Source organism: Pseudomonas sp. 05N433, assembly GCF_056396925.1.
In genome coordinates this window covers 23,935-39,813 of record NZ_JBFTML010000030.1, presented here as the reverse complement: position 1 = coordinate 39,813, position 15,879 = coordinate 23,935, and the positions used below count along the sequence as shown (strand labels likewise).

Genomic DNA, 15,879 nt, shown 5'->3' with positions numbered 1-15,879 from the left:
CGGACCCCGTCTAATACCTCAGGTGTACTTGCGCTTATCAGGCGCCGGCGGGAAATACTGGTACAGCCAGGTTTCACTCAACGTGCGGTCATTGGTGCGAATGAACAACCGCAGCTCCACCGGCGCCACGCTGTCATTGGTCGGATACCAGTCGAAGGTGATTCGGTAGCCCTTGATGTCATCGAGCACCAGCACATTGAAATCCTTCACCTGACCGTTCGAGCAGGTCACCACCGGTTCGATCCCCGCGCCTTCGGGCAAGCGGTCCAACCCGCCGCCGGTGAAGTCCACGGCAAAGCGGCGTGCCCAGACTTCAGGATAATGCTCACCCGGTGCCCAGCCTTCGACAAAGCCGCCCATGCCCGAACGGGTCGCGTTGACCCGTGCCAGCGGCGTACCCGTCGGTGGCAAGGCGCTCCAGTAGAGCTTGTAGCCGTAGTTCAGGGAGTCACCGGCGGCGACCGGTTTCTTCGGCGTCCAGAACGCGACGATGTTGTCCAGGGTTTCGCCGGTCGTAGGAATTTCCAGCAAATCGATAGAGCCTTCGCCCCACGCGGTTGTAGGTTCTACCCACAGGCTCGGGCGCTTGCTGTACCAGTCGACGGTGTCCTGATAACTGTCGAATTCATGGTCGGTCTGCACCAGGCCAAAGCCTTTCGGGTCGGTGTCGGCGAAGGCGTTGAATTGCAGGGTGGCCGGGTTGTTCAGCGGACGGCAGATCCACTCGCCGTTGCCACGCCACATGGCCAGGCGATCGGAGTCGTGGATTTGCGGGTGAATGGTGTCGCACATACGGCGTTCGTGGGTGCCGCAGCTGAACATGCTGGTCATCGGTGCGATGCCCAGTTGCTCGATGGCGGTGCGGGCATTGACGTGGGCGTCGACTTCCATCACCACGCGCTCGGCCTGGCAATCGATGTCAAAACGGTAGGCCCCGGTGGCGCTCGGCGAATCGAGCAGGGCGTACACCACGAAGCGGGTGCTGTCCTTGTCCGGTGTCTCGAACCAGAATTTGGTGAAGTCCGGGAATTCTTCACGCTTCTTGGCGTAGGTGTCGATTGCCAGGCCGCGGGCCGACAAACCGTACTGGCCGGTGGCGTCTACCGCACGGAAATAGCTGGCGCCGAGGAACGACAAGACGTCGTGCTGATCCAGCTCCGGGGCCTTGAACAGCTTGAACCCGGAAAATCCCAGGTCGCCCTTGAGCTGCTGGGTATCGACGGTGGTTTTTTCATAATTGAACAGCGACGGGTGGAAATGCACCTCGCGCGCCAGTCGAGTCTTGGGATCGACGCTGTACATGCGCACCGGCTGCTTGAAACCCATGCCGACGTGGAAGAACTGCACGTCCAGCTGACCTTTCAGATCCTTCCACAGCGAGTGATTGCCGTCGTAGCGGATCGCGTTGAAGTTCTGCGGCGTCATGGTTGCCAGCGTCGGCGGCAGCACCTGTTTGGTGTCCTGATACGGCTTGCCGGCGAGCTGTTTGGCCTGGCTCTTCAGCGCTTCGAAGTCGAACGCCTGGGCGTCGCCATCGGCAGTGCCACTGCCGGCCCAGGCGTTTGCGGCCAGCAGGCCGGTGGCCGAGAGACCGGTGTAAGCCGCGATGGCCATGGACGCTTTGAGCAAATTCCTGCGATGCATAAGTACAACCTGTCGTGAACAATCCCGCGCCGTTCCTGGCACGTGCTGGATCAGAAATAGCGGTTCGGACATGCCTTGGCCAAACACAACGGACTGTAAAGAGATGCCAAATAGCTTAAACCGTTCGATTACAGAGCAAAAATGATTGATAGCACCGCGACAGCGCGGCAATGAAACAAGACATGTCAGGTAACGTTTCTCACAGCGTTTTCTGATTTATAGGGCATATCTGCTTTTTTCGACTAATTACTCTAAAAACCGCTTTTCAGCGCCGATTTAATTTCTATTCTATGGGCATGACCGGTTTCGGCCCTTCAGGCCGGTGGGTTCAGTGCACACAAGACGGCCGCTGAAAGTGATAGGGCGATGCGGTTTTGCAGTTTTCTTTGACGTATAGAAGGACATCGTCCATGTCGAAAGTACAAGGCATCACTGAAATGTTAGGACTCTTTCCCTGCCTGGCCACCGGGCGGCGAAGGCGTCGTCTCAGTTCGGAGGAGTTGAAGTTGGTGGAGCGCTATCGCGAGCTGTCGGAGAGTGRCCGGATTGCGATGCGCTATCTGGTGGATGCGATGAGGAGTGTTTCGCGGTTTTGAGGTACAAAGGCTTTGTCCGTTGAGCAAAAGATCGCGGCCTGCGGCAGCGCTTACAGGAGAACTGCCGCAGGCCGCGATCTTTTCGCTTTTAATGCTTGAACATCACATGCCGCACAACCGTGTAGTCCTCCAACCCATACATGGACATGTCCTTGCCATAACCGGACAGTTTCTGACCACCGTGCGGCATTTCGCTGACCAGCATGAAGTGGGTGTTCACCCAGGTGCAGCCGTACTGCAGGCGCGCAGACAGGCGATGGGCGCGGCCGACGTCCGAGGTCCAGACCGACGACGCCAGGCCGTAGTCCGAGTCGTTGGCCCAGGCCAGCGCCTGCGCTTCATCGGTGAATTTGGTTACCGATACCACCGGCCCGAACACTTCGCGGCGCACGATCTCGTCGTCCTGTTGTGCGTCGGCCAGCACCGTCGGTTCAAAGAAGAAGCCATTGCCTTCCACTGGCTTGCCGCCGGTGATCAACCGAATGTGCGGTTGCGCCATGGCCCGCTCGACAAACCCGGTTACGCGGTCACGATGTTGGGCGCTGATCAATGGGCCCAGCTCCGTCGACGGATCATCCTGCAAGCCGTACTTGAGGCTGCTGACCGCGGCGCCGAGCTTCTCGACGAAGGTGTCATAGATGCCTGCCTGAGCGTAGATGCGGCAAGCGGCAGTACAGTCCTGCCCGGCGTTGTAGAAACCGAAGGTGCGAATGCCTTCCACGGCGGCGTCGATGTCGGCATCGTCGAAGATGATCACCGGCGCCTTGCCGCCCAGTTCCATGTGCATGCGTTTGACGCTGCCGGCGGTGCTGGAAATGATGTTCGAGCCGGTAGCGATGGAGCCGGTCAGCGACACCATGCGCACTTTCGGGTGGGTGACCAGTGGGGTGCCAACGGAAGGACCACGACCGAACACCAGGTTAAGCACACCCGCCGGGAAAATCTCCGACGCCAGTTCGGCCAGGCGCAGGGCGGTCAGCGGGGTTTGTTCCGACGGCTTGAGCACCACGGTATTACCGGCGGCCAGGGCCGGGGCGACTTTCCAGGCGAGCATCATCAGCGGGTAGTTCCATGGCGCGATGGAGGCAATCACGCCGACCGGGTCGCGGCGGATCATCGAGGTGTGGCCGTGCAAGTATTCACCCCCCAGCGCACCGCTCATGCAACGGCTGGCCCCGGCGAAGAATCGGAACACGTCGGCAATCGCCGGGATCTCGTCGTTCAGCGCGGCGCTGTAGGGTTTGCCGCAGTTGTCCGACTCCAGTTTGGCCAGCTCTTCGCCATGGGCTTCGATGATGTCGGCGAGTTTGAGCAGCAACAGCGAGCGTTCTTTCGGCGTGGTTTGCGACCAGCCTTCGAAGGCGCTATCGGCGGCGCGCACGGCGGCGTCGACCTGGGCTTCGCTGGCTTCGTTGATTTCCACCAGTACGCGACCGAGGGCCGGGTTGAACACGGCTTGGGCGGGGCCGTCGCCGGCGACCAGTTGGCCATTGATCAAGAGTTTGGTTTGCATGGCTTTGTCCTCCGAAGCTGTTGTTTTCCCTCTGTGGAAACCGAATCTCTGTAGGAGCGAGGCTTGCCCGCGAAGCTTTTGACGTTCTTGAGGACGCCTTCGGGCAAGCCTCGCTCCTACAGAATCCGCTTTCCACATTGGGAAATGAGTTGTCAGTTATTTTCCGCCACTACCCGCAACACTCTCCCCACCACGGGTCAGGTAATACGCGCCGAGAATCGGCAACATGGTCACCATCATGACCAGCATCGCCACGACGTTGGTCACCGGCACGTCCCGAGGGCGGCTGAGCTGGTTGAGCAGCCACAACGGCAAGGTGCGTTCGTGGCCGGCGGTGAAGGTGGTGACGATGATTTCGTCGAACGACAGGGCAAACGCCAGCATGCCGCCAGCCAGCAACGCCGAGCCGAGGTTCGGCAGGACGATGTAGCGGAAGGTCTGCCAGCCGTCGGCGCCGAGGTCCATCGACGCTTCGATCAAACTGTAGGACGTGCGGCGCAATCGGGCGATGACGTTGTTGTAGACGATCACCACGCAGAAGGTCGCGTGACCGATCACGATGGTGAATACCCCCGGCTCGATCCCCAGGGTCTTGAAGGTCGCCAGCAGCGCGATCCCGGTGATGATCCCCGGCAATGCAATCGGCAGGATCAGCATCAGCGAAATACCTTGCTTGCCGAAGAAGTCCCGCCGGTACAACGCCGCCGAGGCGAGGGTGCCGAGGATCAGCGCAATCAGCGTGGCGATGGCGGCGATCTGCAGTGACAGCTTGATCGCCTCCAGTACGTCGGGCCGCGAGAACGCCACGGCGATCCACTTCAGGGTGAAGCCCTTGGGCGGAAAGCTGAACGCCGCGTCTTCGGTGTTGAAGGCATAGAGGAAGATGATCAGGATCGGGAAGTGCAAGAACAGCAACCCGCCCCAGGCGGCGATGCGCAGGCCCAGGGATGCCCGGTCTTGAGAGGAAGCGTCAGAGCGCATCGAAGGCCCCCAGGCGTTTGACGATGGACAGGTAAATGGCGATCAGCACGATCGGCACCAGCGTGAAGGCCGCCGCCATCGGCATGTTGCCGATCGCCCCTTGCTGGGCGTAGACCATGCTGCCGACGAAGTAGCCCGGTGGGCCCACCAGTTGCGGCACGATGAAGTCGCCCAGTGTCAGTGAAAACGTGAAAATCGAACCGGCCGCGATCCCCGGAATCGACAGCGGCAGAATTACTTGCATGAAGGTCTGACGCGGCTTGGCGCCCAGATCCGCCGAAGCTTGCAGCAAGGACGGCGGCAGGCGTTCCAGTGACGCCTGGATCGGCAGGATCATGAACGGCAGCCAAATATAGACAAACACCATGAATCGCCCTAGATGCGAGGTCGACAGGGTGCTGCCACCCACTCCCGGCATCCCGAGTACGAACTGCAACACCGGCTCCAGGTTCAGGTACTGAACGAACCACTGGGCCACGCCGCCCTTGGCCAGCAGCAAGGTCCAGGCATAGGCCTTGACGATGTAACTGGCCCACATCGGCATCATCACCGCGATGTAGAAAAACGCCTTGGTGTTGCCGCTGGTGTAGCGCGCCATGTAGTAGGCGATCGGGAAGGCCACGATTGCACTGGCGATCGACACGACGATGGCCATGCTCAGGGTGCGCAGGATGATGTCGAAGTTCGATGGCTGGAACAGCGCTGTGAAGTTCGCCAGGGTCAGGTCGGGGGTGACCGTCATGGTGAAGTCATCGAAGGTGTAGAAGCCTTGCCACAGCAGGGTCAGCAGCGAGCCGAGGTAGATCGCGCCAAACCACAGCAACGGCGGCACCAGCAGCAGCGACAGATACAGGTTCGGCCGCCGGTACAGCAAGTTGGAAAACCGGCGCAGCGGCGAGCCGTTGGCCGGGGTTCGAGAGATCACGCTGTCCATCTCATACCCCGCCTACAACATTGTCGTGCAGCGCAATCATCGCCTCGCGTGCCCAGCGAGCGCTGATGCGTTGCCCGGGCTGATGTTGCGCACTGACGTCCAGCCACTGGACGTTGGCCTGGCTGATGTTCAGGGTCTGGCCGTTTTCCAGCTTCAGTTCATAGCGGGTGGCGCTGCCCTGATACTGGATGTCATGAAGCACGCCGCTGACTTCTATTTCATGGCTGGCCAGCGGCCCTTCGGCGAAACGCACGTGTTCCGGGCGGATCGAAAACGGCTGAGGATTGCCGCTCAACTGCCGGGCCAGATCACCGCGTATCACATTGGACGTGCCGACGAATTCGGCGACGAAGGTGGTTGTCGGTTTCATATAGAGGTGGCGCGGCGTGTCGACCTGTTCGATACGCCCCTTGTTGAACACCGCCACGCGGTCGGACATCGACAACGCTTCGGTCTGGTCGTGGGTGACGAAGATAAAGGTGATGCCGAGCTGACGTTGCAGCTTCTTCAGTTCGCCTTGCATTTGCTCGCGCAGCTTCAGGTCGAGGGCGCCCAAGGGTTCGTCGAGCAACAACACGCGAGGGCGATTGACCAGCGCGCGAGCCAGGGCCACACGCTGGCGTTGGCCGCCCGACAGCTGCACCGGTTTGCGCTCGCCGTAGCCGTTGAGGGCGACCATGTCGAGGGCTTCTTCGGCGCGTTTGTGGCGTTCGCTCTTGCCGACGCCTTTGACTTTCAAACCGTAGGCGACGTTGTCGAGTACGTTCATGTGTGGGAACAGCGCGTAATCCTGGAACACGGTGTTCACGTCGCGCTGATACGGCGGCAGCCCGGCGGCCTCCAAGCCATGGATGCGGATGGAGCCGGTGCTCGGCTGTTCGAAACCGGCGATTAGACGCAGGCAGGTGGTTTTACCTGAGCCAGAAGGGCCCAGCAGGGAAAAGAACTCGCCGTCCTGGATGTCGATGGAAACCCGGTCAACGGCCTTCACCTCACCGAACTGACGGGAAACGTTGGTGAACTGGACTGCAAGCGTCATGGATACGGTGCTCCCAAAAAGCGGGGGCCCATCACAGCGGCCCCTGCCTGGACTTCTGAAAAAGCTGAATCGGTGTGCTTTTTTAGCTGGAATGCTCACTGTGGCGAGGGGGCTTGTCGGACCGCCGCACCGCCCCATTGGGCTGCGTAGCAGCCCTGAAAAGGAGAGCGCGGTTTATCTGTTAGACCGCGGTGACTGGTTCCAGGGCGGCTTCGCCACCCAACGGGGGCAAGCCCCCTCGCCACAAAGCTCCCTCGCCACAAGGGGGTGTATTACCTGCCTCCCATAATCGCGATGTAGTCCTGGGTCCAACGGCTATAAGGCACGTACTTGCCACCCTCAGCCTGCGGGGTTTTCCAGAAGGCGATCTTGTCGAACTGGTCGAAACCGTTGGTCTTGCACCCCTCGGCCCCCAGCAGTTCGCTTGCCTTGCACGCCGCCGGGACCGCCGGCAGCGAGCCGAACCAGGCGGACACATCACCCTGGACCTTCGGCGTCAGCGACCAGTCCATCCATTTGTAAGCACAGTTCGGGTGCTTGGCTTCGGCGTGCATCATGGTGGTGTCGGCCCACCCGGTGGCGCCTTCTTTGGGGATGGTCGAGGCGACTGGCTGTTTCTCGTTCATCAGGCCGTTGACCTGATACGGCCAGGAACTGGAAGCCACCACGCCTTCGTTCTTGAAGTCACTCATCTGCACGGTGGTGTCGTGCCAGTAGCGGTGGATCAACTTTTGCTGGGCGCGCAGCAGGTCGAGAACGGCCTTGTACTGTTTTTCGTCAAGCAGGTAAGGGTCCTTGATGCCCAGTTCCGGCTTGGCGGTTTTCAGGTACAGCGCCGCGTCCGCGATGTAGATCGGGCCGTCATACGCCTGCACGCGGCCCTTGTTGGATTTGCCGTCGGGCAGCTTCTGCTCTTCGAGTATCACGCTCCAACTGGTCGGCGGCTGTTTGAACACGTTGGTGTTGTACATGAGCACATTCGGCCCCCATTGGTACGGGGTGCCATAGGTTTGCTTGTCGACCACGTACCACGGCCCATCCTTCAGGCGCGGATCGAGATTCTTCCAGTTGGGGATCAATGCGGTGTTGATCGGCTGGACGCGCTTGCCGGCGATCAAGCGCAGGGAGGCATCGCCGGACGCCGTCACCAGGTCGTAACCGCCCTTGGCCATCAGGCTGACCATCTCATCGGACGTACCGGCCGTCTTGACGTTGACCTTGCAGCCGGTTTCCTTCTCGAAAGCGCTGACCCAGTCGTAAGCCTTGTCGCTTTCGCCCCGTTCGATATAGCCGGGCCAGGCAACGATATCCAGCTGACCTTCGCCGGCACCGACGGCTTTCAGCGGTTCGGCGGCCTGCAGGCTGGCGCTGGCCAGAAGCGCCGTGGCGATTGCACTGAGCAGTGCGGTCTTGTGTTCGAACATGGGGTTTCCCTCTTCTTTAATTAGGGTCGGGACAGCGTTGAACGGGGTAGTTCGCCACGAGTGGCTTGTTATTAGCGTAGTGCGCTTTGTGGGAGGCTGACCGAGGCCGGGCTGTGTCATGGGTTTATCCAGACTAGTGCCCGATGTCACAGTCGACAAATTTCCAATGCGGGACGTGATGTTTCTGCCGAGTCCGTGCTTTTTATTGGTGGGATGAGAAACGATGCTCAGCGTCTTATAAATGAAACATCGCCCTCAGCTATACTCCCCCGCAATTTGACCCGCACCGAGGACTGACTGTGAAGAACTGGACGTTGCGCCAACGCATTTTGGCGAGCTTTGCGGTAATTATCGCAATCATGCTGCTGATGGTTGTGGTGTCTTTTTCTCGGCTGATGAAGATCGACGCCGGCGCAGAATCGGTTCGCACCGATGCGGTCCCGGGGGTGTATTACAGTTCGATGATCCGCGGTGCGTGGGTCGACAGTTTTAACCTCACCCAACAGCTTGTCGGCCTTTCCGGGCATCGCGAAATGACCGTCGCCGACCAGACCATGTACAAAAGTTTCGAAGAGCGCTTGAACGAGCAAATAGCCAACTACCGTAAAACCATTTTCACGGAGGACGATCGGGCTCTGTTCGAGGAGTTCGAAGTGCGTCATCAGCTCTACAACAAAGAGATGAACAACGTTATCGATCTCTATCAGCGCAAAGAGTACGACCAGGCGGTGCTTGCCCTGGAGCAAAAACTGACGCCGGCCTGGGTCAATGGGCGCATGCAATTGAACAGCCTTCTTGAAAATAATCACGCCCTGGCTGAACAATCCACGCTGGCCATCAGTGACGCGGTGACGGCCGCCAAAATCAGCATGGGCGTCTCTTTGCTGGTGGCAATCATCGCCGCCGGCCTCTGCGGCCTGCTGCTGATGCGCGCGATCATGGCGCCGATGAATCGCATTGTGGATATCCTCGAAGTCATGCGCACCGGCGATCTCAGCAGTCGCCTGAATCTGGATCGCAAGGACGAATTCGGCGCGGTGGAAACCGGGTTCAACGACATGATGACCGAGCTCACCTCGTTGGTGTCCCAGGCCCAGCGTTCCTCGGTGCAGGTCACCACGTCGGTCACCGAAATCGCCGCGACCTCCAAGCAGCAACAGGCCACCGCCACCGAAACCGCGGCCACCACCACCGAAATCGGTGCGACATCCCGTGAAATTGCCGCCACCTCGCGCGACCTGGTGCGCACCATGACCGAAGTCTCCGCCGCCGCCGACCAGGCTTCGGTGCTGGCCGGTTCTGGTCAGCAAGGCCTGGCGCGTATGGAAGACACCATGCATTCGGTGATGGGCGCGGCAGATCTGGTGAATGCCAAGCTGGCGATCCTCAACGAGAAGGCCGGCAACATCAACCAGGTGGTGGTGACCATCGTCAAAGTCGCCGACCAGACCAACCTGTTGTCCCTGAACGCCGCGATCGAAGCCGAGAAGGCCGGTGAGTATGGTCGCGGGTTTGCCGTGGTCGCCACCGAAGTGCGACGTCTGGCAGACCAGACCGCCGTGGCCACCTACGACATCGAGCAGATGGTGCGCGAGATCCAGTCGGCGGTGTCGGCCGGGGTCATGGGCATGGACAAGTTCTCTGAGGAAGTGCGCCGCGGCATGTCCGAGGTGCAGCAGGTGGGCGAGCAGCTGTCGCAGATCATTCATCAGGTCCAGGCGCTGGCGCCACGGGTGTTGATGGTCAACGAAGGCATGCAGGCCCAGGCCACCGGCGCCGAGCAGATCAACCACGCGCTGGTGCAATTGGGCGATGCCAGCAGCCAGACGGTTGAGTCCCTGCGCCAGGCCAGTTTCGCCATCGACGAACTGAGCCAGGTGGCCGTGGGGCTGCGTGGCGGTGTCTCGCGATTCAAAGTCTGATGAGCGAACTTACGGCCAGGCGCGGCGTGGCGATGCCGGCGAAGCAGTCGTTGTTTCTGGTGTTCCGCATCGGCAGCGAGCGCTACGCCTTGCAGGCCATCGAGGTGGCCGAAGTGCTGCCGCAACTGCCGTTGAAACCCATTCCCCGGGCGCCAGACTGGGTGGCGGGGGTGTTCGCCTATCGCGGCGCGGTGGTGCCGGTGATCGACCTCAGCGCGCTGACGTTTGGCCAACCGGCCCAGGCCCGCACCAGCACGCGGCTGGTGTTGGTGCACTATCGGCCGGATGAGGCAACGCCTGCGCAATTGCTCGGGCTGATTCTGGAGCAGGTCACCGACACGTTGCGCTGCAACCCGGCGGACTTTCAGCCTTATGGCCTGGACAATCGCCAGGCGCCGTACCTCGGCCCGGTGCGCGAAGATGCCCAGGGGCTGCTGCAATGGGTGCGGGTTGCCGATTTACTGGATGCACAGGTTCGCGCCTTATTGTTTCCCTCGCCGCCGCTGGACCTGGCGCAGTTTGAGGAGCAGGGATGAGCAGCGATCAACGGTTTTTCGATTTCCTCAAGGAGCGTATCGGCCTGGATGTCGGCTCGGTCGGCCCGGCGATCATCGAGCGCGCGGTGCGCCAGCGCATTACGGCGGTTCGGGCGCGGACGGCCGATGAGTACTGGCACACTTTGCTGGGCTCGCGCGACGAACAGCAGGCGCTGATCGAAGCGGTGATCGTCCCCGAAACCTGGTTTTTCCGTTACCCGGAATCCTTCGCCACGCTGGCGAAGCTGGCGGCCAAGCGGCTGGCGGCGATCAACAACATGCGCGCCCTGCGGATTCTCAGCTTGCCGTGTTCTACCGGCGAAGAACCGTACTCGATCGCCATGGCATTGCTTGATGCGGGGCTGGCGCCGCACCAGTTCAAGGTCGACGGCATGGACGTCAGCCCGCTGTCGGTGGAAAAGGCCAGGCTCGCGCTGTACGGCAAGAATTCGTTTCGTGGCCAGGACCTCGAGTTTCGCGAGCGCCACTTCACCGCTGAACACGATAGCTATCGCCTCAGCGGGCGCGTGCTCGAACAGGTGCGTTTACAGGTCGGTAACCTGCTGGATCCGACCTTGCTGGTCAACGAGCCGCCCTATGACTTCGTGTTCTGTCGCAACCTGCTGATTTATTTCGACCAGCCGACCCAGCAGCAAGTATTCGAAGTGCTCAAGCGCCTGACTCACGTCGATGGCGTGCTATTTATCGGCCCGGCCGAGGGCAGTCTGCTCGGCCGTTTCGGCATGCGCTCGATCGGTATCCCGCAGTCGTTTGCCTTCAGTCGCCAGAGCGCGCTCGAGCCGCCTGCGACTTTCACGCCGATGTCGCTGCCAGTGCAGCAACCGTTGCGCAGCGTGACTCCGCCGCCTGTGCGCAGTCGGCCTTTTGCGACGGTCGTGCCGATACCTCAGGCTGCCGCCACCCCTTCGGCCACCCCTTCGGACGCCGCCACGCTGTTGGCGAATATCGCCGCGCTGGCCAATGAAGGCAAAAGTGCCGAGGCCCGCACCGCGTGCGAAAGTTATTTGCGCAGTCACGAACCGGTGGCCCAAGTGTTCTATTGGCTGGGGCTGCTCAGCGATGTCGCCGGCAGTGCCCTGGAGGCCCAGGGTTTTTATCGCAAGGCGTTGTACCTCGAACCGCAACACCCCGACGCGTTGATGCACCTGGCTGCCTTGTTGCAATCCCAGGGTGACACGGCGGGTGCCAGACGATTGCAGGCCCGCGCCGCCCGCAGCGAGCGCGCCGCTGACAGTGAGCGTAAACGATGAACGCCTCCGACACCTTGAGCGTCACCCATGAAGATGCCCAGGCCATCGACGACTGCTGGAACCGCATCGGTATCCACGGCGACCAGTCCTGTCCGCTGCTGAGCGAGCACATTCATTGCCGCAATTGCGCGGTGTATTCGGCTGCCGCCACGCGCTTGCTCGACCGCTACGCCTTGTCGCAGGGCGACCGTGGGCAAATCTCCACGGTGGCCGAGAGTGAGGTGAAAACCCGCTCGCTGCTGATGTTTCGCCTCGGCGAAGAGTGGCTGGGCCTGGCCACTCGCAGCCTGGTCGAAGTGGCGCCACTGCAAGCGATCCATTCCTTGCCGCACCAGCGTTCCCGGGCATTGCTCGGCGTGGCGAATGTGCGCGGTGCCTTGGTGGCGTGCCTGTCTTTGGTGGAGCTGTTGGGGCTCGACGACACCAGTAGCGTGGCGCCCGGCGCACGGGTAACGCCGCGGATGCTGATCATCGCCGCCCACGGCGGGCCGGTGGTGGTGCCGGTGGACGAAGTGGACGGGATTCACGCCATCGACGAGCGCATTCTCGATGCCGCGTCCCAGTCCGGCACCCAGGCCAGCGCCAAATACACCCGCGGAGTCTTGCCATTCAAAGGTCGCAGCCTGCGTTGGCTGGATGAAGAGCAGCTGCTGTCTGCCGTGACCCGGAGCCTCACATGACCCCCGACCAAATGCGTGACGCCTCCTTGCTGGAGCTGTTCAGCCTGGAAGCCGAGGCCCAGACCCTGGTGCTGAGCGCCGGTCTGCTGGCGCTGGAGCGTGATCCGACCCAGGCCGATTACCTCGAGTCGTGCATGCGCGCGGCCCATTCGCTCAAGGGCGCGGCGCGGATTGTAGGCGTCGATGCCGGGGTCAGCGTCGCCCACGTGATGGAGGATTACCTGGTCAGCGCCCAGGAAGGGCGCCTGTACCTGCGACCCGAACACATTGATGCGCTGTTGCAGGGCACCGATCTGCTGATGCGGATTGCGACGCCGAACAATGCTCCGGCGCCTGCGGATATCGACGCTTACGTTGTTTTGATGGGACGGCTGCTTGAGCACATGGCGACTGTTCCCATCGCGCTGCCGATGGCAGAACCTCAGCTCGAACCGTCGACACCCAGGGTCGAGCCGCCCGTTCGTGCCGCCGAAACACCCGTCGAAACACTCATTGAAACACCTCAGGCAGAGCCCGCTGAGCCTGCGTCCAAGACCAGGCGCGCCACCGACACTGGCGAGCGCGTATTGCGTGTCACGGCCGAGCGCTTGAACAGCCTGCTCGACCTGTCGAGTAAATCCCTGGTGGAAACCCAGCGCCTCAAGCCGCACCTGGCCACCATGCAGCGCCTTAAACGCATGCAGAGCAATGGCCTGCGGGCGCTGGAAAGCCTCAACGTTCATCTCAAGGACCATGCCTTGAGCCTCGAAGCCCAGGAAGCCTTGGGCGATGCCCGCCGATTGCTGGCTGAGTCCCAGCAATTGCTGGTGGAAAAAAACGCCGAACTGGACGAGTTCGCCTGGCACGCCAGTCAGCGCGCACAAGTGTTGTATGACACCGCGCTGGCCTGTCGCATGCGGCCGTTCGCCGACGTGCTGAGCGGTCAAGTACGCATGGTCCGCGATCTTGGGCGCGACCTTGGCAAACAGGTGCGGCTGGAGATCGAGGGCGACAAGACCCAAGTCGACCGAGACGTACTGGAAAAGCTCGAAGCGCCGCTGACACACCTGCTGCGCAATGCGGTGGATCATGGCATCGAAACCCCGGAACAGCGACGCTTGGCGGGCAAGCCGGAGGAAGGCGTGATCCGTTTGCGAGCCTCCCATCAGGCCGGTCTGCTGGTGCTGGAGCTGAGCGATGATGGCAATGGCGTCGACCTGGAAAAGGTCCGCCGCACGATCGTCGAGCGGCAGTTATCCCCAGCCGAGACTGCCGCGCAGTTGAGCGAAGAAGAGCTGCTGACGTTCCTGTTTCTGCCGGGTTTCAGCCTGCGGGACACGGTCACCGAAGTGTCCGGGCGCGGCGTCGGGCTGGATGCGGTTCAGCACATGGTCCGGCAGTTGCGCGGCGCCGTGGTGCTGGAGCAGACGGCGGGCGCGGGCAGTCGTTTCCATCTTGAAGTGCCGCAGACGCTGTCGGTGGTGCGCAGTCTGGTGGTGGAAGTCGGTGACGAGGCGTATGCCTTCCCGCTGGCGCACATCGAGCGCATGTGCGACCTGGAGCCGGAAGACATCGTGCAGGTCGAAGGCCGGCAGCACTTTTGGTACGAAGGCCGGCATGTCGGGCTGGTCGCCGCCAGTCAGCTGTTGCATCGGCCGGCGAGCCAGAACAGCGCGCAGACCCTCAAAGTCGTGGTCATGCGCGAGCGCGAGGCGATCTACGGGGTGGCGGTCGAGCGGTTTATCGGCGAGCGGACGCTGGTGGTGCTGCCGCTGGACGAGCGTCTGGGCAAGGTACAGGACATTTCCGCCGGGGCTTTGCTCGACGACGGCTCAGTGGTGCTGATCGTCGACGTCGAAGACATGCTGCGTTCGGTGGACAAACTGCTCAATACCGGGCGTCTGGAGCGCATTGCCCGGCACGCCAATCAGGCCGTTGAGGCCGCGCGCAAACGGATTCTGGTGGTGGACGATTCGCTGACCGTTCGTGAGTTGCAGCGCAAGTTGCTGCTCAATCGCGGCTACGACGTCGCCGTGGCGGTGGACGGTATGGATGGCTGGAATGCCCTGCGTTCGGAGGATTTCGATCTGCTGATCACCGACATCGACATGCCGCGCATGGACGGCATCGAGCTGGTGTCTTTATTGCGTCGCGACAATCGCCTGCAATCGCTGCCGGTGATGGTGGTGTCCTACAAGGACCGCGAAGAAGACCGTCGTCGTGGACTGGACGCCGGCGCCGACTATTATCTAGCCAAGGCCAGTTTTCATGATGACGCCTTACTGGATGCAGTCGTTGAGCTCATTGGAGGGGCGCGAGCATGAAAATCGCCATCGTCAACGATATGCCCATGGCGGTAGAGGCTTTACGCCGCGCCCTGGCGTTCGAACCGGCGCACGAGGTGGTCTGGGTTGCCAGCAACGGGGCCGAGGCGGTGCAACGTTGCACCGAATACACCCCGGATCTGATCCTGATGGACTTGATCATGCCGTTGATGGACGGCGTGGAAGCGACCCGGCGGATCATGGCCGAGACCCCGTGCGCGATCGTCATCGTCACCGTCGACCGTCAGCAGAACGTGCACCGGGTGTTCGAAGCCATGGGCTACGGCGCACTGGATGTGGTCGATACCCCGGCGCTGGGCGCTGGTAACCCTCAGGAAGCCGCTGCGCCGCTGCTGCGCAAGATCCTCAACATTGGCTGGTTGATCGGTGACCACAGCAATCGGGAGCGATCGGCACCGAGCCCGCACCGCAACTCGGCCTCGCGCCAGCACCTGGTGGCGATCGGTTCATCCGCTGGCGGGCCGGCGGCGCTGGAAGTGCTGCTCAAGGGCCTGCCCCGGGATTTTTCGGCGGCCATCGTGCTGGTCCAGCATGTGGATCAGGTGTTCGCCGCCGGCATGGCCGAATGGCTGGCCAGCGCCAGCGGCCTGGACGTGCGCCTGGCCCAGGAAGGCGAACCGCCGCAAAGCGGCACGATCCTGCTGGCCGGTACCAATCACCATATCCGCTTGCTGAAAAACGGCACGCTGGCCTACACCGCCGAACCGGTCAACGAGATCTATCGGCCGTCGATCGATGTGTTTTTCGAGAGTGTGGCCAATTACTGGAGCGGTGATGCCGTGGGCGTTCTACTGACCGGTATGGGGCGTGACGGCGCCCAGGGGCTTAAACTCATGCGCCGACAGGGCTACCTGACCATCGCTCAGGACCAGAACAGCAGTGCCGTGTACGGAATGCCCAAGGCGGCCGCAGCCATCGACGCTGCCGTGGAAATCCGCCCGCTGGACAAGATAGCGCCACGTTTGCTGGAGATTTTCCAAAAATGACTATCATTAGCAGCAATCGTGGCCCAAGC

General features: G+C 61.6%; 12 protein-coding genes and 2 pseudogenes. 8 read left to right on the top strand and 6 right to left on the bottom strand.

Annotation, left to right across the window (positions count from 1 at the left end):
* Positions 1-18: 18 nt before the first annotated feature.
* Positions 19-1,644, bottom strand: coding sequence for a glucan biosynthesis protein D (locus tag AC1DIS_RS16920; RefSeq protein WP_310398371.1), 1,626 nt, complete (start codon positions 1,642-1,644; stop codon positions 19-21).
* Between the two features lie 410 nt (positions 1,645-2,054).
* Here AC1DIS_RS16920 and AC1DIS_RS16915 point away from each other — a divergent pair, with 410 nt between their 5' ends.
* A complete protein-coding gene (locus tag AC1DIS_RS16915) occupies positions 2,055-2,240 on the top strand; it encodes a hypothetical protein (protein WP_477780982.1) in 186 nt (61 codons plus the stop codon).
* 88 nt (positions 2,241-2,328) lie between these two features.
* Here the strand turns inward: AC1DIS_RS16915 and AC1DIS_RS16910 are convergent, their stop codons facing one another.
* From AC1DIS_RS16910 to ydcS, 5 genes are all read right to left on the bottom strand, one after another.
* Entirely contained in the window at positions 2,329-3,753 is a 1,425-nt protein-coding gene (locus AC1DIS_RS16910; RefSeq protein WP_086946354.1) for a gamma-aminobutyraldehyde dehydrogenase, read from the bottom strand.
* A gap of 156 nt (positions 3,754-3,909) precedes the next feature.
* The gene (locus AC1DIS_RS16905) at positions 3,910-4,734 is read right to left on the bottom strand and encodes an ABC transporter permease (RefSeq protein ID WP_019581623.1); all 825 of its coding nucleotides are present in this window, start codon (positions 4,732-4,734) and stop codon (positions 3,910-3,912) included.
* Complete coding sequence (locus AC1DIS_RS16900) at positions 4,724-5,668, bottom strand: ABC transporter permease (protein WP_138866861.1); 945 nt, start codon at positions 5,666-5,668, stop codon at positions 4,724-4,726. Before AC1DIS_RS16900 ends, AC1DIS_RS16905 begins: the two co-directional genes overlap by 11 nt.
* A gap of 1 nt (position 5,669) precedes the next feature.
* Positions 5,670-6,707 (bottom strand): ABC transporter ATP-binding protein, encoded by a 1,038-nt coding sequence (locus AC1DIS_RS16895; RefSeq protein ID WP_477744504.1) that lies wholly within the window; start codon positions 6,705-6,707, stop codon positions 5,670-5,672.
* Between the two features lie 272 nt (positions 6,708-6,979).
* Positions 6,980-8,131, bottom strand: a complete 1,152-nt coding sequence (gene ydcS / locus AC1DIS_RS16890) for a putative ABC transporter substrate-binding protein YdcS (protein WP_018926690.1) — start codon at positions 8,129-8,131, stop codon at positions 6,980-6,982.
* A gap of 359 nt (positions 8,132-8,490) precedes the next feature.
* On the opposite strand from ydcS, the pseudogene AC1DIS_RS16885 reads away from it, so the two are divergent.
* From AC1DIS_RS16885 to cheB, 7 genes and pseudogenes are all read left to right on the top strand, one after another.
* A pseudogene (locus AC1DIS_RS16885) lies at positions 8,491-8,904 on the top strand (MCP four helix bundle domain-containing protein); the annotation flags it as partial.
* Positions 8,878-10,053 (top strand): annotated as a pseudogene (locus AC1DIS_RS16880) (methyl-accepting chemotaxis protein); the annotation flags it as partial. The pseudogenes AC1DIS_RS16885 and AC1DIS_RS16880, both read left to right, overlap by 27 nt.
* Positions 10,053-10,589: a chemotaxis protein CheW gene (locus AC1DIS_RS16875; protein ID WP_064616241.1), complete on the top strand. Its 537-nt coding sequence runs from the start codon at positions 10,053-10,055 to the stop codon at positions 10,587-10,589. The pseudogene AC1DIS_RS16880 and the gene AC1DIS_RS16875, both read left to right, overlap by 1 nt.
* Positions 10,586-11,860 carry a CheR family methyltransferase gene (locus tag AC1DIS_RS16870; RefSeq protein ID WP_064616244.1) on the top strand — a complete coding sequence of 425 codons (1,275 nt, stop codon included), beginning with the start codon at positions 10,586-10,588 and terminating at the stop codon, positions 11,858-11,860. Before AC1DIS_RS16875 ends, AC1DIS_RS16870 begins: the two co-directional genes overlap by 4 nt.
* Positions 11,857-12,540: a chemotaxis protein CheW gene (locus AC1DIS_RS16865; protein WP_018926684.1), complete on the top strand. Its 684-nt coding sequence runs from the start codon at positions 11,857-11,859 to the stop codon at positions 12,538-12,540. The genes AC1DIS_RS16870 and AC1DIS_RS16865 overlap by 4 nt, the downstream gene beginning before the upstream one ends.
* On the top strand, positions 12,537-14,843 hold the full coding sequence (locus AC1DIS_RS16860) for a hybrid sensor histidine kinase/response regulator (RefSeq protein WP_064616246.1): 2,307 nt from the start codon (positions 12,537-12,539) through the stop codon (positions 14,841-14,843). The genes AC1DIS_RS16865 and AC1DIS_RS16860 overlap by 4 nt, the downstream gene beginning before the upstream one ends.
* Positions 14,840-15,850: a chemotaxis response regulator protein-glutamate methylesterase gene (cheB, locus tag AC1DIS_RS16855; RefSeq protein WP_064616247.1), complete on the top strand. Its 1,011-nt coding sequence runs from the start codon at positions 14,840-14,842 to the stop codon at positions 15,848-15,850. Before AC1DIS_RS16860 ends, cheB begins: the two co-directional genes overlap by 4 nt.
* The last annotated feature ends 29 nt before the right edge of the window (positions 15,851-15,879 follow it).

Excerpts from the sequence above, each read along its gene's own strand:
- AC1DIS_RS16920 (WP_310398371.1), bottom strand. The coding sequence starts at position 1,644 with ATGCATCGCAGGAATTTGCTCAAAGCGTCCATGGCCATCGCGGCTTAC.
- AC1DIS_RS16910 (WP_086946354.1), bottom strand. The coding sequence starts at position 3,753 with ATGCAAACCAAACTCTTGATCAATGGCCAACTGGTCGCCGGCGACGGC.
- AC1DIS_RS16905 (WP_019581623.1), bottom strand. The coding sequence starts at position 4,734 with ATGCGCTCTGACGCTTCCTCTCAAGACCGGGCATCCCTGGGCCTGCGC.
- AC1DIS_RS16900 (WP_138866861.1), bottom strand. The coding sequence starts at position 5,668 with ATGGACAGCGTGATCTCTCGAACCCCGGCCAACGGCTCGCCGCTGCGC.
- AC1DIS_RS16895 (WP_477744504.1), bottom strand. The coding sequence starts at position 6,707 with ATGACGCTTGCAGTCCAGTTCACCAACGTTTCCCGTCAGTTCGGTGAG.
- ydcS (WP_018926690.1), bottom strand. The coding sequence starts at position 8,131 with ATGTTCGAACACAAGACCGCACTGCTCAGTGCAATCGCCACGGCGCTT.
- AC1DIS_RS16875 (WP_064616241.1), top strand. The coding sequence starts at position 10,053 with ATGAGCGAACTTACGGCCAGGCGCGGCGTGGCGATGCCGGCGAAGCAG.
- AC1DIS_RS16870 (WP_064616244.1), top strand. The coding sequence starts at position 10,586 with ATGAGCAGCGATCAACGGTTTTTCGATTTCCTCAAGGAGCGTATCGGC.
- AC1DIS_RS16865 (WP_018926684.1), top strand. The coding sequence starts at position 11,857 with ATGAACGCCTCCGACACCTTGAGCGTCACCCATGAAGATGCCCAGGCC.
- AC1DIS_RS16860 (WP_064616246.1), top strand. The coding sequence starts at position 12,537 with ATGACCCCCGACCAAATGCGTGACGCCTCCTTGCTGGAGCTGTTCAGC.
- cheB (WP_064616247.1), top strand. The coding sequence starts at position 14,840 with ATGAAAATCGCCATCGTCAACGATATGCCCATGGCGGTAGAGGCTTTA.